The sequence below is a fragment of the Bradyrhizobium sp. CIAT3101 genome (assembly GCF_029714945.1).
Classification (GTDB): Bacteria; Pseudomonadota; Alphaproteobacteria; order Rhizobiales; family Xanthobacteraceae; genus Bradyrhizobium.
This window is the reverse complement of sequence record NZ_CP121634.1, coordinates 4050382-4071142: the sequence shown is the minus strand read 5'-3', so window position 1 is coordinate 4071142 and position 20761 is coordinate 4050382. Positions and strand designations below refer to the sequence as shown.

The window sequence follows — 20761 nt, the reverse complement described above, 5'->3', positions numbered from 1 at the left end:
CTCACGAGATCGGAGGAACAGGCGACGACAGAGGCCTATCCATTAACACGTTCGACACGGGCGACGACCGCCTTGGCGCGCAGCTGGGCCAGGATCGCGCTCAAATGCTTGAGATCGTAGACTTCGAGATCGATCGTCGTCTCCGTGAAGTCGGGCGAGCGGCGCTGCATGCTGATATTGTCGATATTGCCGTCGTGCTCGGCGATCACGGTCGCGATCTGCGCCAGCGCGCCGGGTTCGTTAACGTTCTCGACCTTGATGCGCGCCGGGAAGCGTTGCGGGGCGGAATCCTCGATGTCCCAGCGGGCGTCGAGCCAGCGCTCCGGCTCCTCCTCGAAATCCTTCAGCGCCGGCGACTGGATCGGATAGATCGTGATCCCCTCGCCCGGCGTGACGATGCCGACGATGCGATCGCCGGGCACGGCGCCGCCGTTCGGCGCGAACTTCACCGGCAGGTCGGAATTGTTTCCGCCAATGGGGATCGCAACCGGGCTGCGCGACGGCTCCAGCGCCTTCTCCTTGAGCTTGGCGGCAAGCCCCTGCCCCTTCTTGACGCCGTAGCGCGCAACGCGCTCCTCCTTGTAGTCGGGATACATCGCGCGCGCGACGTGGGACGCCTTGATCTCGCCCCGGCCGACCGCCGCCATGACGTCCTCGATCGAGGTGCGCGCCAGCCGCGGCAGCGCGCCCTTGAGCTTGTCGTCGGCATATTCGATCTTGGCGCGCTCGAACAGGCGCTCGACGATGCGCCGGCCGAGGCCGACATATTGATCGCGCACGGCGGTGCGGGTGGCACGGCGGATCGCAGCGCGCGCCTTGCCGGTGACCGCGAGCGTCTCCCAGGCCGAGGGCGGCGCCGACTGCGCTTCCGAGGTCAGCACCTCGACCTCATCGCCGTTCTGGAGCTCGGACGACAGCGGCGCGAACTGGCCGTTGATCTTGCAGCCGACCGCGCTGTTGCCGACGTCGGTATGCACGGCATAGGCGAAGTCGATCACATTGGCGTGGCGCGGCAGCGCGATCAGCTTGCCCTTCGGAGTGAAGCAGAACACCTGGTCGTGGAACAGCTCGAGCTTGGTGTGCTCGAGGAATTCTTCGGGGTTGGCGCTCTCCGAGAGGATGCCGATGGTATGGCGCAGCCAGGCGAACGCGGTGGATTCGCGCTTGAGGAACTCGGTCGGCGAGCCTACGCCTTCCTTGTAGAAGACGTGCGCGGCGATGCCACGCTCGGCGATCTGGTCCATCGCCTCGGTGCGGATCTGGAGCTCGACGCGCTGGTTGCCGGGGCCGATCACGGTGGTGTGGATCGAGCGGTAGTCGTTCTGCTTCGGCGTCGAGATGTAGTCCTTGAAACGCCCCGGCACGACCGGCCAGGTGGTGTGGACGATGCCGAGCGCGCGATAGCAGGCCTCGATGTCGTTGACGACGACACGGAAGCCGAAAATGTCGGACAGCTGCTCGAAGCCGACCGATTTGCGCTCCATCTTGGTCCAGATCGAAAACGGCTTCTTGCTGCGGCCATAGACCCGCGCACCAAGGCCCTTGTGGCGCAGATTGTTGGAAAGCTGCGCCTCGATCTCGCCGATCAGATTGCGATTGCGTTCGGCGAGCGCGTCGAGCCGCTGCATCACCACCGAATAAGCATCAGGATCGAGGGTGCGGAAGGACAGATCCTCGAGCTCCTCGCGCATCTGCTGCATGCCCATGCGTCCGGCCAACGGCGCATAGATGTCGAGCGTCTCCTCGGCAATGCGCCGGCGCGATTCGGTCGGCACGAAGTCGAGCGTGCGCATGTTGTGCAGGCGGTCGGCGAGCTTGACCAGGAGCACGCGAACATCGTCGGCAATGGCCAGCAACAATTTGCGCAGGTTCTCGGCCTGCTTCGCCTCGCGCGACACCAGCTCGAGCCGCTTCAGCTTAGTCAGGCCCTCGACCAGCGCGCCGATCTCGGGGCCGAACAGCTGGTCGATCTCCGCCCGCGTCGCTTCGGTGTCCTCGATCGTGTCGTGCAGAAGCGCGGCGACGATGGTGGCGTCGTCGAGCTTGAGGTCGGTGAGAATCGCCGCCACTTCGAGCGGGTGTGAGAAATACGGATCGCCCGAAGCACGCGTCTGCGAACCGTGCGCCTTCATGGCGTAGACATAGGCGCGGTTCAGCAGGTCTTCGTCGGTGTTGGGATTGTAGGATCGCACGCGTTCGACGAGGTCATATTGACGCATCATCCGCGCGCGCGGCTTCGCTGGCCGTGCCACCGGCGCAGTCGGGGCCACGGCAACCGATTCGGTTGCGCCCTGCATCTGCGTGGATCTGCGGCGTCGATACACCATTCCGTCCTGCCTTCAAACGGACCACGAAACGGCCCGTTGTATACATCCTAAGCTCCGATCGCGGGCGCGGCCGATCAATTCGATGACAGCCGCGCGGCGCAAACCGGCAACGCTATGGTAACCACGAAAACGCCAACAAAAGCAAAGGCCCGAACGCGGGTTCGGGCCTTTGATAAGATCACAAGAAGTCGACGATCGCGAGTAAGACGATTACTCGTCCTCCTCGGGCTGCTCTTCCGGCGGCGCGAGGCCTTCGAGGCCCTTCAGGAGCTCCTCTTCGGTCATGCGCTCAACAGCAACTTCGGTATCGTCGGCATCGACGCTGGCGCCGGCGGAACCGATCAACGGCACCGTATCCGGCTCGGGCTCGTCCACCTCGACGAACTTCTGGAGGGAGTGCACCAGCTCCTCGCGGAGATCCTCCGGCGAGATGGTCTCGTCGGCAATTTCGCGCAAAGATACAACAGGGTTCTTGTCGTTATCGCGGTCAACCGTTAGTTGTGAACCGGACGAAATCATGCGGGCACGGTGGGCGGCCAGCAGGACCAGGTCAAACCGGTTGTCGACCTTGTCGATACAATCTTCTACGGTGACGCGAGCCATAGACTGTCGCTCCGTTGTGGGTGGGACGAAATATGTGGATGATCGGGGCTAGTTATAGGGGCCGAGGCGGTTTCGCAAGGCAAATTTGTGATTTGGCCTCGCCAAACGCCTCTGATACCTCCACATTGGGGCTGGGACGGGTGGTTTCCCGGGTTGCCATTGAGGGCAGCGCCGGGTGTAGGAAAGTCCGCCATAACTATACCTTGATTGCCCCGACTTCTCCGGATTTGCGGTTTCGACGGGTTTCGGCAGCACTTTGAACTGCGCGGTAGGCTGCCGTCGCGCCAACAATAAAACGATCAATCACGAACACACTACGCGAGCAAACTGAATGTCACCTTCCCCTACCAACAAGATCGCGCTCTTCATCGACGGGGCCAATCTTTACGCAACGGCGAAAACTCTAGGCTTCGACATCGATTACAAGCGCCTTCTGAAGGAATTTCAGAGCCGGGGGACGCTGCTGCGGGCGTTCTATTACACAGCGATCATCGAGGATCAGGAATATTCCTCGATCCGTCCCCTGATCGACTGGCTCGACTACAACGGCTACACCGTCGTCACCAAGGCGACCAAGGAATTCATCGACGCCTCCGGCCGCCGCAAGGTCAAGGGCAACATGGACATCGAGCTCGCGGTCGATGCCATGGAGCTCGCCGAGCACATCGACCAGATGGTGCTGTTCTCGGGCGACGGCGACTTCCGCTCGCTGGTCGAAGCTGTGCAGCGCCGCGGCGTGCGGGTGACCGTGGTCTCCACCATCGCCAGCCAGCCGCCGATGATCGCCGACGAGCTGCGCCGCCAGGCCGACGTCTTCACCGATCTCGTCGAGTTGCAGTCCAAGCTTGGCCGCGACCCGTCCGAGCGCCCCGCCCCGCGTGACCGCGGCGAGCGCGAGGCACGCCACCACGCCCCGCAGTTCCTCCAGCGCGCGACCACGATGGCGCCGAGGGGCGATGACGACTTCGAGGAGTGAGGCGGCCCGGTCCAGCCGCCAGGCCCCCACCCTCGTTCCCGACCGTGACTGCCCGCTCTGTCCGCGCCTGGTCGCCTTTCGCGAGGCGAACCGCGCGCGCGAGCCGCTGTGGCACAACGCGCCGGTGCCGCCGTTCGGCGATATCAAGGCACGCCTGTTGATCGTCGGCCTTGCGCCGGGAATGCAGGGCGCCAACCGCACCGGCCGCCCGTTCACCGGCGATTATGCGGGCGACCTGCTCTACGCCACGCTGCTCGAATACGGTTTCGCCAAGGGCACCTACCAGGCGCGTCCCGACGACGGGCTGAAGCTTGTCGACTGCCGGATCGCCAATGCCGTGCATTGCGTTCCGCCACAGAACAAGCCGCTGCCGATCGAGATCAACACCTGTCGCCCGTTTCTCGTCGCCAACCTCGAGACGATGCCGAACTTGCGCGCGATCGTGGCGCTCGGACGCATTGCGCACGACACTGTGCTCAAGCCGCTGAAGCTGAAGGCCTCGCAAGCGCCCTTCGGCCACGGCGCCGAGCACCAGGCAGGCCGGTTCAAGCTCTACGACAGCTATCACTGCTCCCGCTACAACACGAACACGGGCGTGCTGACGACGGACATGTTCCGCAGCGTGTTCGCGAAGATAAGAGCCGACCTCGACTAGAGCGTTTTCGAGCGAAGTGGCCACCGGTTCGCGTAAAGAAAACGCGTCAAAATAATCAACCCTTTGCCGGAGTCTTTGCGGGATTGGCCTTCAGCCAGTCAAGCACATCGCCGGCGTTCCGATCGGGAGGGAACACCGGATAGAACACATGCGTGATCCTGGCGTCGTCGACGATCAGCGCGAGGCGCTTGATCAGCGTCAGGCCCGCGACCTCCATGGTCGGCAGATTCAGCGCGCGCGTGAGCGCAAGCTTCTCGTCCGAGAGTACCGGGAACGGAAGATGCAGCCGCGACGCCATCTCGGTCTGATAGGCGTTGCTCTGGGTCGAAAGCCCGTACACCTGGCCGGCGCCCGCGGCTTTCAGATCGGCAAACAGGTCGCGAAACGCACATGTCTGCGGCGTGCAGCCTCGCGCCCCCGGGATCATGTCCCAATCGTCGACCAGCGCGATCTTGCCGGGCTCGCCGGTGCGCGGATAGGCGAACACCACGGTGCGGCCCGGGAGCGCCGACAGATCGACCGAATTGTCATCGGTCGCACGCAGGCCGATCGCAGGCAGCGTCAGCCCCTTCAGATGCGCGGCACCGCCATCGTCGGCGGGTGCCGGGATCTGGCTCCAGTCGACCTCGAGCAGGTTTTTCTGAGACATCCCGTCCTCTACCCCCTCGCCCGCATCAGCCGGCCCTTCTCCCGGCTCCAGTCGCGCTTCTTCTCGCTCTCGCGCTTGTCGTGCAGCTTCTTGCCCTTTGCTACCGCGAGCTGCAGCTTGGCCCGCCCGCGCTCGTTGAAATAGAGCTTGAGCGGGATCAGCGTCATGCCTTCGCGGTCGACCGCGCCCATCAGCTTGTTGATCTGCCGGCGGTGTAGCAGCAGCTTTCGCGGCCGCTTGGGCTCGTGGTTGAAGCGGTTGCCCTGGAGATATTCGGGAATGGTGGCGTTGATCAGCCAGATCTCGCCGTCCTTGGAATCGGCGTAGGACTCCGCAATCGTGCTCTTGCCGTTGCGGATCGACTTCACCTCGGTTCCGGTCAGCGCAATGCCCGCCTCGATCGTATCCTCGATCGCATAGTTGAAGCGGGCCTTGCGATTTTCCGCCATGACCTTGATAGGACGTTCGTTCTTATCGGCCATGGCACAGAAACCTGATCGAGATACGCAGCGACGCTAACAGATTGGATGAAGCGCGCGCGTCACTTCTTGAGGAGATCGCGGATCTCGGTCAGCAGCACGACCTCGGCCGACGGCTTCGGCGGCTCCGCGGGCTTGACCTCTTCCTTGCGCTTGAACTGGTTCATGGTGCGGATGACCATGAACAGCACGAAGGCGACGATGGCAAAGTTCACGACCAACGTGAAGAAGCTGCCGTAAGCCAACACGGCCCCCTGCTTCTTGGCATCGGCGAGATTGTGCTCCGTGACCTTGCTCGAGAGTCCGACGAAATAGTTGGAGAAATCCAGGCCGCCGGTGATCGCGCCTATGATCGGCATGATGATGTCGTTGACCATCGACGTCACGATGGCGCCGAAGGCGGCGCCGATGATGACCGCAACGGCGAGATCGACGACATTGCCTTTCATTGCGAAATCGCGAAATTCCTTGAGCATGCGCATCCCCTATGTTTCGACGCCTTGCATTGAATTCGCTACGGCAGCCCCCGATCGCCTCAGTTGATCAGTCCGGCGTGCACCATGGCGCTGCGCACGGCAACGCGCGTCGATTCGGACACCGGCACCATCGGCAGCCGCAGCGTCTCGTCGAACTTGCCGAGCAGCGACATCGCGTACTTGATCGGCGCCGGATTGCTCTCGATGAAAAGGTTGTTATGCAGCGGCATCAGCTTGTCGTGGATCGCGAGCGCCGCCTTGGCGTCGCCCTTCTGCCAGGCGGCGTGGAACTCGGCGCACAGACGCGGCGCGACGTTCGAGGTCACCGAGATGCAGCCGTGGCCGCCATGCGCCATGTAGCCGATGATGGTGGCGTCTTCGCCAGAGAGCTGGTTGAAGTCCTCGCCGAGTGCCGCGCGCTGTTGCGACACGCGCACCATGCTGGCGGTGGCGTCCTTGACGCCGGCAATGTTCTTCAGCTCCCACAGACGCTTCATGGTGTCGACCGACATGTCGATCACCGAGCGCGGAGGGATGTTGTAGATGATGATCGGAATCCCGATCGCATCGTTGATCGCCTTGAAGTGCTGATACATGCCTTCCTGGGTCGGCTTGTTGTAGTAGGGCGTCACCACCAGCACGGCGTTGGCGCCCGCCTTCTCGGCGTGCTGGGCCAGCTCGACTGCTTCCTTGGTGGAGTTGGAGCCGGCGCCGGCAATCACGGGCACCCGGCCCTTGGCTTCCTCGATGCACCATTCGACGACCTTCTTGTGCTCGTCGTGGGAAAGCGTCGGGCTCTCGCCGGTGGTGCCGACCGGGACCAGGCCGTTGGTGCCCTCGGAGATCTGCCAGTTGACCAGGGAGCGGAACGCGGCTTCGTCCAGCGAGCCGTTTTTGAAGGGCGTGACCAAGGCGGTGAACGACCCCCGGAATTTCGTCTTGGCTGCCATGGACTTCCTCCGTACGCGGCGAGATTTTAGAGCAAGCCCCATTCTTATCGGGTCTATCCGGCCGGTAAAAGACCTGCTGCCGACTGACGCACCGTTTAGGCCGCGATTTTGCCGCGGTAGTGGTGCAAACCGGGCGAAGGTAAGCGGCTGTTGGTATTTTGTCCGCATATTCAATCAAATACAGCCAGATCTTGTACAGACAGGTCTTGAGCCAATTGACTGATTCGGGGCGACGAACCTCCGTGACCTCCTTTCCGCGTACCGCATGGCGATCCGCCGGTCTGGCCATATGCCTGATGGCCGGCCTGTCGATCGGCTGCGTCGCCCTCGCCAAGTCGAATGAGACCGCCGACGACGCCGCGAAGGAACCGGCCAAGCAGGCCGCCACGGGAACTGACAAGGGAACTAATAATAAGGGAACTGACAAGGGAACTGCGAAGCCGGCTGCCAAACCGCCCGCGAAGGACGCTTCGAAGGGATCGGCCAAGGACACAGCCAAGGGCGCAAGCAAGGGAGCAGCGGCTCCCGCCCCGGTCAAGAATGGCGCGACGGAAGCGGCGAAGAAATCCGCCAAGGATTCCGGGAAGGATGCTGGCAAGACCGCCAGCAAGGATAAGGACAAGCCGAAGCCCGCCGCTGCAGCCACCGCGCCCAAATCACGTCCAGCCGCCAGTGCTCCCGCCTCCCACGCCGCGCCGGCGGTGACGGCCACCGTCAAACCTTCCGCGCCCGCCCCCGCGAGACCGGTCGCAGCGCCGGTGCTGGCACCGGCGACCCGCCAGCACGCCGCCCCGCGCAAGCCGGTGACGCCGGCCGCCGTTGCGGCGACATCGTCGACGTCGCAAGCCGACAAGGACACGCTGGAAAACGTCATTGAGCTCGTGCGCAAGCGCAAGCCGGGCGATGCCAGCAGTTACGCGGATTCGATTTCGGACCCCGTTGCGCGGAAGCTCGCGGAATGGATCATCCTGCGCAGCGAGGACAATGGCGCGAGCGTTGAGCGCTACCGCGCCTTCCTCTCGGCCAATCCGAGCTGGCCGTCGCAGACCTTCCTGCGCCGGCGCCTGGAGGCCGCGATGTGGGACGACAGGCGCGACGATTCCGTCGGCTGGTCGTGGTTCGAGAACGAATCCCCCGTTTCGGCCAAGGGCCGCTTCGTGCTGGCCAAGGCGATGCTGGCACGCGGCGACCGCGCCAATGCCGAGCGCCTCGTGCGCGAAGCCTGGCGCAGCGATCCGATGTCGGAGGATACCGAGAACAACGCGCTCGACCAGTTCGGCGCCCTGCTCACGCCGGGCGACCAGAAGGCGCGGATGGATACGCTGCTCTATGGCAGCGAGACCGAGGCAGCGCTGCGCGCCGCGAGGCGCCTTGGCGCCGGCTATGTCGCGCTCGCCAAGGCCCGCATCGCGTCCTTCAAGAAGGCGCCGAACACGCGCGCTCTGCTCGAAGAGGTGCCGCGCGAGCTGCACAGCGATCCCGGCTTCATCTTCAGCAAGATCCAGCTGCTGCGCCGCGAAGAGAAGTTTCCTGAGGCGGCACAGCTCATGCTGGCGGCGCCGAAGGATCCGAACCGGCTCTACAATCTCGACGAATGGTGGATCGAGCGGCGCCTCCTGGCGCGCAAGATGATCGACACCGAGGACTTCCGCAGCGCCTATCTGATCGCACGCGACGCGGCGCTCCCCTCGCGCGACATCTACAAGACCGAGCAGGAATTCACGGCGGGCTGGATCGCGCTGCGCTTCCTCAATGATCCCGCGGCAGCCGCCCAGCACTTTGCCCGCATCGGCGTCGGCAGCGTCAATCCGACCACGCTGGCGCGTGCCGGTTACTGGCAGGGCCGCGCCGCGGAAGCCGCGGGCCGCCAGCAGGAGGCGCGCAACGCCTATGCCCGCGCTGCCGAGCAGTCGACGAGCTATTACGGCCAGCTCGCGCGCGCGAAGCTCGGCTTGCCGCAGATCGAGCTGAACAGCCAGCCGCGCGGCCGCGGCGCCGAACGGCTGGAGATCGTGCGCGCGGCGCAACTGCTTTACGAACTCGACGAGCGCGAGATGGCGGTGCCGATGCTTGCCGATATGGGCGAGAACGGCGATCCCGAGGCGCTCACCGGCCTCGGCGAACTCACCCAGCGCTACAGCGACGCGCGTGGCATGCTGCTGGTCGGCAAGGCCGCGCTCAACCGCGGCCTGCCGTTCGACTTCTACGCCTACCCCGTCAACGGCATTCCGCAGTTCACGCAGATCGGTCCCGAGGTCGAGCGCAGCATCGTCTACGCGATCGCGCGGCAGGAAAGCGCGTTCAATCCGGCCGTGGTCTCGCCCGCGCAGGCCTATGGCCTGATGCAGGTGACACCGGACGCCGCGCGTTACGTCTGCAAACGGCACGGCGCGACCTATGACCTGTCGCGGCTGAGGAACGATTCGTCCTACAACGCCACGCTCGGGGCAGCGGAGCTCGGCGGCCTGCTCGAGGATTATCGCGGCTCCTACATCATGACCTTTGCGGCCTACAACGCGGGCCGCGGCAGCGTGAAGAAATGGATCGACCGTTACGGTGACCCGCGCGAATCCAAGATCGACGCGGTCGACTGGGTCGAGCTGATCCCGTTCTCCGAAACACGCAATTACGTGCAGCGGATCATGGAGAACCTCCAGGTCTACCGCGCTCGCTTTGGCGGTGGCACGCGGCTCCAGATCGAGGCCGATTTGCGCCGCGGCGCCGGCAGCGTGGAATAACCGGCCTTCTCTCTCGCGCGTAAGAGGCTGCTCCCGCGACAACGGACGTGCGCCTCGCTCAGGCCGAAACGATCGTCGCCTTCGCAGCAACGAGCGTGAAGACCCGTGCCGCCGCACTCTTGCCGCGCCTTAGCCTCCAGGCCTGCGAGCTCTCCAGAACGATCTCGAGATTCTCATCCTCGGACCGGCGCCGCCCGCCGGCTCGTGTCCGCCATGTCGAGCCGTTCGACTTGGGCTCTCTTGTTCGGTGTTTGAACCCGCCCGCTTGACTGAGGCCGCGAGCCCACAATGGTGCCGGTTGATGGACCACGCTTGAAGGATAGACCTTCAGGCTTCCGAAACTCGCTCGACGACAGTCGAGTGTCGGACCAGGCTCTGCCCCAGGCACGCCACATCGCCCAACAGAAAAAGCCCCCGGCGGTTTCCCGCCGGGGGCTCTCTACCGATCGTTAGATCGATATTAGAAGGTGCGCTGAGCGCGGAGCAGCAGGGTCAGGGAGTTCTGATCCTTCAGCTCGTACGTCGCAGCCGGCTTCGCGAAGGCCGAGATGGCCGGGATCGCGATCGTGCCCGAGTACTTCTGATCCAGGCGCGACCAGCTCAGGTCAGCCGTGAAGGCCAGGTTCTTGACCGGGGTCCACACGGTGTTGACGCCGATAACGCCGAAGTTGAAGTCGGGGTTACAGGTTGCAGTGGCGGCACCGTAAGCGGCAACGAAGTTGGCGCAGATCAGAGCCTTGCCCGTATCACCGTACTTCAGCTGAGCGTAGCCACCGTAAATGGCGCTCGCCCAGTAGGGGCTCCAGTTGTGGGTGTAGCCACCACGAACGCCCCAGGTCTTGACGGTATCGATACCGGTACCGGCACCGAAGACGCCATCAGCAAGACCCGCGAAACCGAGGCTCTGATAGGCGCCGACGCCCGAGCCGCTGTACATCGAGAACTGCTGCGGGAACAGAACCTGGAAGTTCTGGCGCGTGTCGCCATCGGTGTAGACGGCCTGCAAGTTGATCGAGTCACCCGCACCAGTCGGGATGTTCTTGATCGACAACGAACCCTGGACAGCCCAACCCCACTTGTCGGAGGGATGACCGGTCGGCTCGGTGGTGCCGTAGTAGCCGGGATGCAGGTCATGCGCGGCGACCGAAATCTGGGCAAGACCCCAGGCCTGGTCAACACGAACAGCACCGACGATGTCGGGCGAGCGCGTGCCACCCCAAGCGTTGACGCCGTACTGGCCCTGGACCAGCGCGTTGCCAGCGTTCGTAGCAGCCGAGGTCGTCACGATCGCGCCAGCGCCGCTAACAGCACTGGAGGCCGTGAAGCCGTTGACGTTCCACAGGTTGCCCGCACCGTTGGACTGGGTGTCGGGGCTTTCCAACGCCAGCGAACCGGTGATGCCCTGACCGAAGTCCGCGGTGTAGGCGAACTGGTTGATACCGGTCACGTGGTTGGAGCCGCCCGGAATGGTGTCGGGACCGCCAGCCGGATAGCTGTTCCACGGAGCGTCGAAGATCGAGACGGTACGGCCCATGGTGAACCCAGCGAACTGGATGAACGCATGGTAGAGGCCGAGGCCGGGGTTGGTGCCGTTGAACGTCGCCGGGCTGCTGCCGGTGACCTGGCTCGTATCATAGCTGAAGATCATGTCAGCGTAGGTACGGACAACGCCGTATTCAGTCGCCGTGCGGGTATCGACGTTGAGGTCCATACGAGCGCGGGTGTAGTAGTAGTTCGTCAGACGGTTGTTCGAACCACCGTTCGCGGTCGCCTGGTTGTTGTTGAAGCCGTAGTCGTTGGCGCCACCGGCAACCATGTCAGCACGGACGTAACCACCCAGCTTGATGCAGGTGTCGGTGCCCGGGATGTAGTAGAAACCCGCACCGTACAGGGAGCAGATCTTCACGTATTCGACCGCCTTGGCCTTCACGGGGAGATCGGCTGCCTGTGCTCCGCCCACGGCGATCAGACCCGCCGCTGAGCCGAGCAAAAGGCTCTTAACCAACTTCATGTTAAACCTCCAAGTTGCTCTTCAGGGAAGGTCACTGACCCGAATGGCCAATTCCCCAACCCCCTTTAAATCCCCGCCTTGGTCACCTTCGCGTCTTCGGACACACCCGCATGAACGCGAGGGACTTAAGCGAAAGACCTAAACGGGACGACCTTGGGATGCCCCCCTCCGTCGCCCGATCACAATTACCGAACGTCCTTGCACACACAACAAGAGAACGCTCCGAAACGGCCCTACGACGTGTGTTTTCCGATGGGTGTTGCACAAATAACACGCAGATGTGATCGGAAGGCGCCTGCAACATATTGTTTTTACTATATTTTTTTGAGCGGTTCCATTTGCCGCCGAAATTCCCGATCCGAGGACGCGCGCGTCGGCTTACACACAGAGGCGGCTCTGACGCGCGCGAATCGTGGAATCGGGACGCAGACTCAGGGGATGTGTAACGCGCCGTAACTCTCGGTGATCCCCGGCAGTTCAGCCCCCTTTATGGTGCTGAAGTCACTTGGCCGATTGGGGAATCGGGCCGGCCTCCCCGCTGGCGAAGACCAAAGGTTCGCCGTCGATGCCTTATATAAGTGGCGAACGGCGCGGCGAGCCGGCCACTTGCCTCGCAGAGCCGGCCGCCGCAGGAAACTTCGAGTGAATTCAATTGCTTGATGGCGCAGACGCGGCGTCGCCCGCCGACGCTGTCTCTGTCACCCCTGCTCAACGCTTTGGTCCTGCACCCGCTCTTCCGGCGTGAAGTGTCTCGACCGGAAAGCAAACCATCGTTATCGGCGCGCAGCGCTGCGGAAATCGTTGGGAATTCGAGCAAAAACACACGCTTCGAAATTGACCGGCCCAAGCAATTAGATGCATAAGGCTCGCACCGGAGAGGTGGCCGAGTGGCTGAAGGCAACGCTTTGCTAAAGCGTCATACGGTCTCAAGCTGTATCGAGGGTTCGAATCCCTCCCTCTCCGCCACCCAGCAGAATCCAGATCCATTCATCTGAAAGCGATCGTCGCACCGGCTGCGACAGCCTGGCGCAAGGATTCGCGCAGCCGAGCCCAGCCCGATTCGCGCGCTCCTTATATATGTGTGCCCGCGCCTAGACGCCGGATCGCCAGATCCGCCAATGCGAGGGTGATATCAGCACCGCCTCGCCGGCCCAGACATTGAACCAGACGCCGGCCCTGCGCCGACACGGAAAGGTCAGCGGAAGAATGCCGGTCTTGTGCGGCCGTCCGAGTTCCAGATCGCAATCGTCGGGCGCGATCTGAATCGGCAGCCATTCGTCATGCTTGTCGATGTCGCTCATGCCGCGGGTCTAGGCGGCGGCGCGACTCATTGGCTTGATCCAGCGCAATCGCGTCGACCCATGAAAACACGGGCCAGTTGCGCGATTAGATTGGCGCCAGTGCCCGCTCAGTGCGCGGACACCCACGCCCTCGCGTCACGCTGCGCGGCCGAGATCTCGGACTCCGACATCTGGCCGGCCACTTCCTGGCGCAGCGCGACGGCGTCCTTGCGGCCCTTCAGCGCAGCGAGGTTGAACCATTTGTGCGCGGCGACGAGGTCGACCAGGCCCGAGCGGCCGCTCGCCCAATAGATCCCACGCTCGAACAGAACGTCCGACAGCGCGCTTGCATCGATCGGCGTTGCCGCATCGAGATCGAAAGTACCCTGAAACATAACGCATCCCCTTTTTTCTTATGCCGCCTCGTTCCCCCGAGCGCGGCTCCCGTCCAACTCTGATTTGCCTGACCCCTTCTGGGATCGTGCGCTGTTCAACTCTTCCCCAATGCCGTTTGCCGGCTTGTTGGAGGCGATGATGGCGGGCAAATTTGAATGGCAGTTTAAGTATCGCGATGAAGCAGACGTAAACGGAAGCGCCTGCCGCGCGCGCAGGGAATTCAAGAAGTCCCTGATTTGCAGGCACTTCTGCGATTCGTCAGATTTGGTTTACCGTGGGATTTTTGGACATCGATAACCATCGCGCGCAGTGGCGCGTGCCCTGTGGTTACAATTTGTGGGAGCGGCGGCGCTGGCGTGACCGCAGCCGCCTGTCGTTCCCCACGCAGGCGGGGTGATCCAAGCGGACGCCTACAAGGACTATGAGGCGCTGCGCCGGATCGGTCAGCTCCATGACGTAAAGGCCGCCATCACCGGCATGGCGGCTAACGGCGTGTGGCAGCTCGCCTGGAACACGCCGCCCCGATCCTCGCCGATCTCAAGAATGGTTCGAGGTGCAGCAGCGGCCGCTTTCCTCGAAGACCGCGCTCTACAAGGCGATTGGATATGCGGTGACGCGTTGGGATTCGCTCATCCTCCACGTCGCCGGCGGGCACGTCAGCATCGACAACAATTTGGCCGAACGGTCCCTGCGCGGGATCGCGCTCACCAGAAAGAATTTCCTGCTCCTGGCTCCGAGGGCGATGGCGATCGGACGGCCGTCCTGTACACCGTGCTGGAGACGGCGAAGCTCAACGGGCTCGACCCGATGGAAGGAGCGGTTCGATCTCCGGAGAGTTTGATGTGGACCCACGCAGACAGCTGGTCAAAGGCAGCTGAGGCGCCAGGCGTTTCGGTTTCCGGCCCTCTGATTCTGGAACTTGAAGGCGGTTCAGCTATCTCGGTCGATATGCTCGTGAGGGATTTTGGAGCGCCGCGCGGTACAGCGGTTTGCACGAGTTACGAATCCATTCGACCGTACATCGGCCAAATGCGTGAGCCGGCTACACGTTCTCTTCCTTTGGCCCTGGAAGAGAGGGATATGAGTGTTCTTGCGCTGACTTGATTGAGGTCTTGAGCGAATGGGGTTGGTGCGGGGATGGTCCAGCCCCGACATGGATCGCCCCTGCAGACGCTGAAGGCGAAGCCTAATCTCCACCACCAAATCAGGTCTGTCCCGCTGACCGTGGATCCTGGCTGACGCTTAGCGTCATTGTCAGATCAGCAATGTAGGAAAAGGGAATGCCGGCAATACCCCGGCCTCAGGGAACGAGGGCGTCGGCGAACACGTCAGGGCCAAATTCCAAATAAGCCCAAGGGCCGTCTGTGGAATTGCGGAGCCCTTGTTCAGGGAGCCGCACTGAACGAAGAAAACTTGTTTCTTCTGCCGGACCGGGCTTTGACGAGCGAGCCCGTGAAAGCTGACGATCCGACCGTTGACCTGATGTCTCGCCGACACCCTCTATCGTCGACCAGAACCTCTAGGAGGCGCTGATGACGTGCCGGCTGCGAGAGCCGGCAACTTCAGAAGCGAAGTTACTTCTTCTTCTTCGCGACCTTGCGGGTCTTCTTCGCAGTCTTCTTCACTGCGCTCTTCGCCTTCTTCGCCTTCTTCGCTTTCTTGGCCATGTTGCCCTCCGATGTGTGAGATGGCTTTAATCGCTGCGCGCATTCGGGGATCGAATGTGCACTCACCCCGAATACACCAACACGACGAAAAAAACATCTTCTCACTTAAGGAAGTGTTGACGACGCAGCGCGCGTGCGCCAGCCGCGCTTGATTTGCCGACGCGCAGAGACACGCGTCTGCAGTTGCAAATGCTTCTCGCAACATCGACGTCGGCAACAGCCGCGATTGCAAGAATATCCTATGCAGCAAGTATTATTCTGCGCGCGCACATCACGCGCGATCAACGTGATGACGTACGCTGCAATGCGCGCGAGCGCCTCGCGGAGGCGAGTCGCGGACTCTGAGTCGCGAATTTTGGCAACGAAATTATTTTCATGCTTAACGGCGGAAGCGCTCATCGGAGCGCGTGTAAGTCGCCGCTTTGTGCGAATCGCGCCCCCGCGATTCGCAACTGCATCGTGACCTCAGCGGGGTGAAGTTTGCCATCTGCGATGCGCGCGCGCGTCTCGTCTCGACGTCGCGCGAGGTGACGGCGAGCGTCTCGCCGTCTCGTCCGAACGCGTGACGTCAGACGCCGAGCTTGGACTTGAGCAGCTCGTTGACCGCCTGCGGGTTCGCCTTGCCGCCGGATGACTTCATCACCTGGCCGACGAACCAGCCGAGCGACTGCGGCTTGTCCTTCACCTGCGCGGCCTTGTCGGGATTGGCCGCGATGATGTCGTCGACAACCTTTTCGATCGCCGAAAGATCCGTGACCTGCTTCATGCCGCGGCTTTCGACCAGCGCACGGGGATCGCCGCCCTCCTGCCAGACGATCTCGAACAGATCCTTGGCGATCTTGCCGCTGATCGTGCCCTCGCCGATCAGGTCGACGATTGCAGCGAGCTGCTCGGAGGTAACAGGGGAGCCCGTAATATCCCGGCCTTCCTTATTGAGACGACCGAACAGCTCGTTGATCACCCAGTTCGCCGCCATCTTGCCGTCGCGGGCGCGGTTGGCGAGCCTGTCGAGCACCGTTTCGTAGAACACCGCGCTCTCGCGCTCGGCGACCAGCACGCTCGCGTCATAGGCCGACAGGCCGAAGTCGGCGACGAAGCGCGTCTTCTTCTGATCCGGCAGCTCCGGCAGCTTCGCCTTCAGCTCGTCGACGAAGTCTTGCGAGAATTCCAGCGGCAGCAAATCCGGATCGGGGAAGTAGCGGTAGTCGTGCGCCTCTTCCTTCGAGCGCATCGAGCGCGTCTCGCCCTTGTTGGGGTCGTAGAGCCGCGTCTCCTGGTCGATCTGGCCGCCATCCTCGAGGATCTCGATCTGGCGGCGCGCTTCGTACTCGATCGCCTGGCCGATGAAGGTGATCGAGTTCATGTTCTTGATCTCGCAGCGGGTGCCGAGCGGCGCGCCCGGCTTGCGCACGGAGACGTTGACGTCGGCGCGCAAGGACCCCTTCTCCATGTCGCCATCGCAGGTGCCGAGATAGCGCAGGATCGAGCGCAGCTTGGTCACGTAGGCCTTGGCCTGCTCGGCGTCGCGGATGTCCGGTTTTGATACGATCTCCATCAGCGCCACACCGGAGCGGTTGAGGTCGACATTCGACATCGTCGGCGACCGGTCGTGCAGCAGCTTGCCGGCATCCTGCTCCAGATGCAGCCGCTCGATGCCGATGGAGACACTGCGCCCACCGTCGAGCTCGACGACCACTTCGCCCTCGCCCACCACGGGCGATTTGTACTGGCTGATCTGGTAGCCCTGCGGCAGGTCCGGATAGAAATAGTTTTTCCGGTCGAACACCGAACGCAGGTTGATCCTTGCGTTGAGGCCAAGCCCGGTCCGGACAGCCTGCCTGACGCATTCCTCGTTGATCACGGGCAGCATGCCCGGCATCGCGGCATCGACCAGCGACACGTGGCTGTTCGGCTCTCCGCCGAACGCCGTCGATGCGCCCGAGAACAGCTTCGAGTTCGACGTCACCTGGGCATGGATCTCCATGCCGATGACCATCTCCCAGTCGCCGGTCGAGCCCTTCAGAAGCTTGTGCGTGGCCGTGCTCATGTCTTGCTCCCGAGCAGCGTGGCAGCGATCCGCTCCCACTCCGCTTCCAATGAATCCTTTGCCGCAGGCTGGCCGGCCTGGCGGTACCAATAGCCGGCATTGCCGAGATCGCCTTCGACGCGGTGCAAGTATGCGTGCACCCAGGCGGCGTCGCGGCCATTGTCGTCCTGGACGATCTTGTGCGCCTCGTCCCAATCGCCCTTCGCCGCCCACCAGAGACCGGCGAGCGGCGCGCTCAGGCCAGGCGCGGGCGCCGCGCCGCCGAGGCTCGCGATGAAATCAGCGACATTCACCACCACCTCGCGGGCGTGAAGCGGCCGGCGGCCTGCTCGATCACCTCGCCGAGCGAGAACAGCGTCTCCTCGTCGAAGGGACGGCCGATCAGCTGCAGGCCGAGCGGCAGGCCCTGCGCGTCCTTGCCGGCGGGCACCGCAATGCCCGGCAGGCCCGCCATGTTCACGGTCACAGTGAAGATGTCGTTGAGATACATCTCGACGGGATCGGCGCCGCCCTTCTCGCCGATGCCGAAGGCCGCCGACGGCGTCGCCGGCGTCAGGATCGCGTTGACGCCCTTGGCGAAGCAATCCTCAAAGTCCTTCTTGATCAGCGTGCGCACCTTCTGGGCGCGCAGATAATAGGCGTCGTAATAGCCGGCCGAGAGCACATAGGTGCCGATCATGACACGGCGGCGCACCTCCGCGCCAAAACCTTCGGCGCGGGTGTTCTCATATTGCTCGATGATGTTCTTGCCCTGCTCGCGCAGGCCGTAGCGGACGCCGTCATAGCGCGCGAGGTTGGAGGACGCCTCCGCCGGTGCCACGATGTAATAGGCCGGCAGCGCGTACTTGGTGTGCGGCAGCGACACTTCGACGAGCTCGGCGCCGGCCGCCTTCAGCCAGGCGGCGCCCTCGCTCCAGAGTTTCTCGATCTCGGCCGGCATGCCGTCGAGACGATACTCCTTGGGAATGCCGATCTTGAGACCCTTCACGGACCTGCCGATCGCAGCCTCGTAATCCGGCACGGCAACATCGACCGACGTCGTGTCCTTCGGATCGTGCCCGGCCATCGAGCGCAGCAGCATCGCGGCATCGCGCGTGGTGCGTGCGATCGGGCCGGCCTGGTCGAGCGAGGACGCAAAGGCGACGATGCCCCAGCGCGAGCAGCGGCCATAGGTCGGCTTGATGCCGACGGTCGCGGTGAACGCGGCCGGCTGGCGGATCGAACCGCCGGTGTCGGTCGCGGTCGCGCCCATGCACAACAGCGCCGCCACGGCCGAGGCCGAGCCGCCGGACGAGCCGCCCGGCACCAGCGTCGTGTTGCTGCCATCGCGCCGCCAGGGATTGCCGACGGGGCCGAAACACGAGGTCTCGTTCGCCGAGCCCATCGCGAACTCGTCATTGTTGAGCTTGCCGAGCATCACGGCACCGTCGCGCCAGAGCTGCGAGGTGATGGTGGACTCGTAGGTCGGCACGAAATTGCCGAGGATCTTCGAGCACGCCGTGGTGCGCACGCCCTTGGTCGCGAACAGATCCTTGACGCCGAGCGGGATGCCCGCGAGCGGGCCGCCCTCACCCTTGGCGATCTTCTCGTCCACGGCCTTCGCCATGGCGCGCGCCTGGTCGGGCGTCTCCATCACGAAGGCGTTGAGCACGCGCGCGGCTTCGATCGCGTTGAGATGCGCGTCGGTCAGCTCGAGCGACGTGAAAGTCTTGTCGGCGAGACCCTTGCGGGCCTCGGCGAGCGTCAGCGATGTCAAATCGGTCATTTATTGATCGGGCTGCAGAAGAACGGAGACAGGGTCTTGTCGGTGGCCGGATCGTCGTTCTTGGCAGCGGCATTCGCGGCGGCCTGAAGCTCGTCGAGCACGGCATTGACGGCGACATTGGGGTCGGCGGCCTTGCCCTGCCGCTCCATCTTGTCGAGGTAGTTCATGTAGGCCTGATAGGCCTTCTCATCGTCGCAAAGCATGCACATCGGACAGCGTCCTGAGACTCTTTAGTTTGACGCGTTTTCTTTACGCGAACCGGTATCCACTTCGCTCGAAAACGCTCTGAAAACTATTCAACAACCTTGGGCACCAGGAAGAAGTGACCTTCGGTCGCAGGCGCGTTGGCAACGATATCGTCGGCGATCTCGCCGTCATTGACCACGTCTTGCCGCTTCTTCATCTGCATCGGGGTCACCGAGGTCATGGGCTCCACGCCCTCGACATTGACCTCCGAGAGCTGCTCGACAAAGGCGAGCATGGCGTTGAGCTCGCCCTGCAGATGCGGAACTTCGTCCTCGGACACCGCAATGCGCGCCAGATGCGCGATGCGGCGGACGGTAGTGGCGTCGACGGACATTATATAAGGCCTCTCACGGCAAAACCTATGTGCCGTATAGCAGAGGCCGGTTTTGCGCCGCAACCGGCGCTGGGACCTACCCCGCCATCTGGCGGAGGCGTGCCAAGGCCGATTTCGCGAGATCCCGGGTCAATTCGGCGGCGGGAAGCTCCCTCCCCATGCCAATGGCCTGTCCGGCCCAGAGATTGGTGAAATCCACCCTGCCCTGCTTTTCGGCAGCCGTCTTCAGCGGCCCCAGCGCGGTCGCCGCATGGGGAAATGGCGGTGCATCCGGCGAGATCGGGCCCGCCTCGCGCATCAGGCGGTTCTGGACGCCACGCGCCGGGCGGCCAGTCATGACATTGGTGATGACGGTGGAATCGTCCCGCGCCTCGGCAAGCGCCTTGCGGCCACCGGCGCTGACCTTGGACTCCGGACAGCGCAAATAGGCGCTGCCGATCTGCACGCCGGAGGCGCCGAGCGCGAAGGCTGCCGCAATGCCGCGCCCGTCGGCGATGCCGCCGGCCGCGATCACCGGTACCTTCACGGCATCGGCGACCTGCGGCACCAGCGCAAACGTGCCGGGCTGCTCGGCAATCTTGTCGGTCAGGAACATGCCGCGATGGCCGCCGGCCTCGGCGCCTTGCGCGATGACGGCATCGACGCCGCGCTGTTCGAGCCAGACCGCTTCCTTCACCGTGGTCGCCGACGAAATGACGAGACAGCCCGCCGCCTTGACGCGCTTGAGCAGCGCCGCCTCCGGCAGACCGAAATGGAAGCTGACCACCTCCGGCTTCAGCTCCTCGACGACCTCGCAGAAAGAGGCATCGAACGGCGCGCGGTTCGCCGCATTGATCGGTGCCGACGGATCGAGGCCGTGCTCGGTGTAATAGCCCGTGAGCCGTTGCTTCCAGCGCGCTTCGGCTTCCGCCGTGAGCTCAATCGGCGTGTGGCAGAAGAAGTTCATGTTGACCGGCGCCTTCACACGCTGGCGAATGATGTTGACCTGCTCGCGCGCCTTCTCCGGCGACAGCATCGCACTCGGCAACGAGCCAAGTCCGCCGCCTTCCGCCACGGCGATCACCAGCTCCGCATCCATCACGCCGGCCATCGGCGCCAGCACGATCGGGAATTCGGTCTTGAAGAGATCGATCAGTCGACGGTCAGGCCACATGGTGTGTCT

Annotated in this window: 19 protein-coding genes and 1 tRNA gene; 5 read left to right on the top strand and 15 right to left on the bottom strand. The window is 63.4% G+C overall.

What is annotated here, in order from left to right:
* Nucleotides 1–35: 35 nt before the first annotated feature.
* Both QA645_RS19170 and rpoZ read right to left on the bottom strand, forming a co-directional pair.
* Complete coding sequence (locus QA645_RS19170) at nt 36–2327, bottom strand: bifunctional (p)ppGpp synthetase/guanosine-3',5'-bis(diphosphate) 3'-pyrophosphohydrolase (RefSeq protein ID WP_283052231.1); 2292 nt, start codon at nt 2325–2327, stop codon at nt 36–38.
* Nucleotides 2328–2537: 210 nt separating this feature from the next.
* Nucleotides 2538–2930 (bottom strand): DNA-directed RNA polymerase subunit omega, encoded by a 393-nt coding sequence (gene rpoZ / locus QA645_RS19165; protein ID WP_014494742.1) that lies wholly within the window; start codon nt 2928–2930, stop codon nt 2538–2540.
* Nucleotides 2931–3261: 331 nt separating this feature from the next.
* On the opposite strand from rpoZ, the gene QA645_RS19160 reads away from it, so the two are divergent.
* Nucleotides 3262–3906: an NYN domain-containing protein gene (locus QA645_RS19160; RefSeq protein WP_011087827.1), complete on the top strand. Its 645-nt coding sequence runs from the start codon at nt 3262–3264 to the stop codon at nt 3904–3906.
* Nucleotides 3887–4561 carry a uracil-DNA glycosylase gene (locus QA645_RS19155; RefSeq protein WP_283052229.1) on the top strand — a complete coding sequence of 225 codons (675 nt, stop codon included), beginning with the start codon at nt 3887–3889 and terminating at the stop codon, nt 4559–4561. The genes QA645_RS19160 and QA645_RS19155 overlap by 20 nt, the downstream gene beginning before the upstream one ends.
* 55 nt (nt 4562–4616) lie before the next feature.
* Here QA645_RS19155 and QA645_RS19150 read toward each other — a convergent pair whose 3' ends face one another.
* From QA645_RS19150 to dapA, 4 genes are read right to left on the bottom strand one after another with little or no spacing between them, the layout of a single operon-like run.
* Nucleotides 4617–5210, bottom strand: coding sequence for a peroxiredoxin (locus QA645_RS19150; protein WP_283052227.1), 594 nt, complete (start codon nt 5208–5210; stop codon nt 4617–4619).
* 8 nt (nt 5211–5218) lie between these two features.
* Nucleotides 5219–5692, bottom strand: coding sequence for an SsrA-binding protein SmpB (gene smpB, locus QA645_RS19145; RefSeq protein WP_035709956.1), 474 nt, complete (start codon nt 5690–5692; stop codon nt 5219–5221).
* 59 nt (nt 5693–5751) lie between these two features.
* Nucleotides 5752–6165 (bottom strand): large conductance mechanosensitive channel protein MscL, encoded by a 414-nt coding sequence (gene mscL, locus QA645_RS19140; protein WP_283052226.1) that lies wholly within the window; start codon nt 6163–6165, stop codon nt 5752–5754.
* Nucleotides 6166–6224: 59 nt separating this feature from the next.
* On the bottom strand, nt 6225–7115 hold the full coding sequence (gene dapA, locus QA645_RS19135) for a 4-hydroxy-tetrahydrodipicolinate synthase (protein WP_283052223.1): 891 nt from the start codon (nt 7113–7115) through the stop codon (nt 6225–6227).
* 296 nt (nt 7116–7411) lie between these two features.
* Here dapA and QA645_RS19130 point away from each other — a divergent pair, with 296 nt between their 5' ends.
* Nucleotides 7412–9853 (top strand): transglycosylase SLT domain-containing protein, encoded by a 2442-nt coding sequence (locus QA645_RS19130; RefSeq protein ID WP_283052221.1) that lies wholly within the window; start codon nt 7412–7414, stop codon nt 9851–9853.
* Between the two features lie 460 nt (nt 9854–10313).
* Here the strand turns inward: QA645_RS19130 and QA645_RS19125 are convergent, their stop codons facing one another.
* Complete coding sequence (locus QA645_RS19125) at nt 10314–11864, bottom strand: porin (protein ID WP_283052219.1); 1551 nt, start codon at nt 11862–11864, stop codon at nt 10314–10316.
* 873 nt (nt 11865–12737) lie between these two features.
* Between QA645_RS19125 and QA645_RS19120 the strand changes: the two genes are divergently transcribed.
* Nucleotides 12738–12830, top strand: a tRNA-Ser gene (locus QA645_RS19120).
* A gap of 125 nt (nt 12831–12955) precedes the next feature.
* Here QA645_RS19120 and QA645_RS19115 read toward each other — a convergent pair.
* Nucleotides 12956–13165: a hypothetical protein gene (locus tag QA645_RS19115; protein WP_283052217.1), complete on the bottom strand. Its 210-nt coding sequence runs from the start codon at nt 13163–13165 to the stop codon at nt 12956–12958.
* Nucleotides 13166–13272: 107 nt separating this feature from the next.
* On the bottom strand, nt 13273–13539 hold the full coding sequence (locus QA645_RS19110; RefSeq protein WP_234678771.1) for a hypothetical protein: 267 nt from the start codon (nt 13537–13539) through the stop codon (nt 13273–13275).
* Nucleotides 13540–13933: 394 nt separating this feature from the next.
* On the opposite strand from QA645_RS19110, the gene QA645_RS19105 reads away from it, so the two are divergent.
* The gene (locus tag QA645_RS19105) at nt 13934–14644 is read left to right on the top strand and encodes a hypothetical protein (protein WP_283052214.1); all 711 of its coding nucleotides are present in this window, start codon (nt 13934–13936) and stop codon (nt 14642–14644) included.
* A 1131-nt stretch (nt 14645–15775) separates the two neighbouring features.
* On the opposite strand, the gene gatB is transcribed toward QA645_RS19105, so the two are convergent.
* The 6 genes from gatB to QA645_RS19075 all read right to left on the bottom strand — a co-directional run bounded on the left by gatB (nt 15776) and on the right by QA645_RS19075 (nt 20752).
* Nucleotides 15776–17254, bottom strand: a complete 1479-nt coding sequence (gene gatB, locus QA645_RS19100) for an Asp-tRNA(Asn)/Glu-tRNA(Gln) amidotransferase subunit GatB (RefSeq protein ID WP_254131980.1) — start codon at nt 17252–17254, stop codon at nt 15776–15778.
* Nucleotides 17251–17553 carry a hypothetical protein gene (locus QA645_RS19095; protein ID WP_254131981.1) on the bottom strand — a complete coding sequence of 101 codons (303 nt, stop codon included), beginning with the start codon at nt 17551–17553 and terminating at the stop codon, nt 17251–17253. The genes gatB and QA645_RS19095 overlap by 4 nt, the downstream gene beginning before the upstream one ends.
* Nucleotides 17544–19019 (bottom strand): Asp-tRNA(Asn)/Glu-tRNA(Gln) amidotransferase subunit GatA, encoded by a 1476-nt coding sequence (gene gatA / locus QA645_RS19090; RefSeq protein WP_254131982.1) that lies wholly within the window; start codon nt 19017–19019, stop codon nt 17544–17546. Before gatA ends, QA645_RS19095 begins: the two co-directional genes overlap by 10 nt.
* Nucleotides 19016–19228, bottom strand: coding sequence for a hypothetical protein (locus QA645_RS19085; protein WP_283052209.1), 213 nt, complete (start codon nt 19226–19228; stop codon nt 19016–19018). Before QA645_RS19085 ends, gatA begins: the two co-directional genes overlap by 4 nt.
* Before the next feature lie 83 nt (nt 19229–19311).
* The gene (gene gatC / locus QA645_RS19080; RefSeq protein ID WP_157330292.1) at nt 19312–19599 is read right to left on the bottom strand and encodes an Asp-tRNA(Asn)/Glu-tRNA(Gln) amidotransferase subunit GatC; all 288 of its coding nucleotides are present in this window, start codon (nt 19597–19599) and stop codon (nt 19312–19314) included.
* 76 nt (nt 19600–19675) lie between these two features.
* Entirely contained in the window at nt 19676–20752 is a 1077-nt protein-coding gene (locus QA645_RS19075) for a nitronate monooxygenase family protein (protein WP_283052207.1), read from the bottom strand.
* Nucleotides 20753–20761 lie beyond the last annotated feature (9 nt).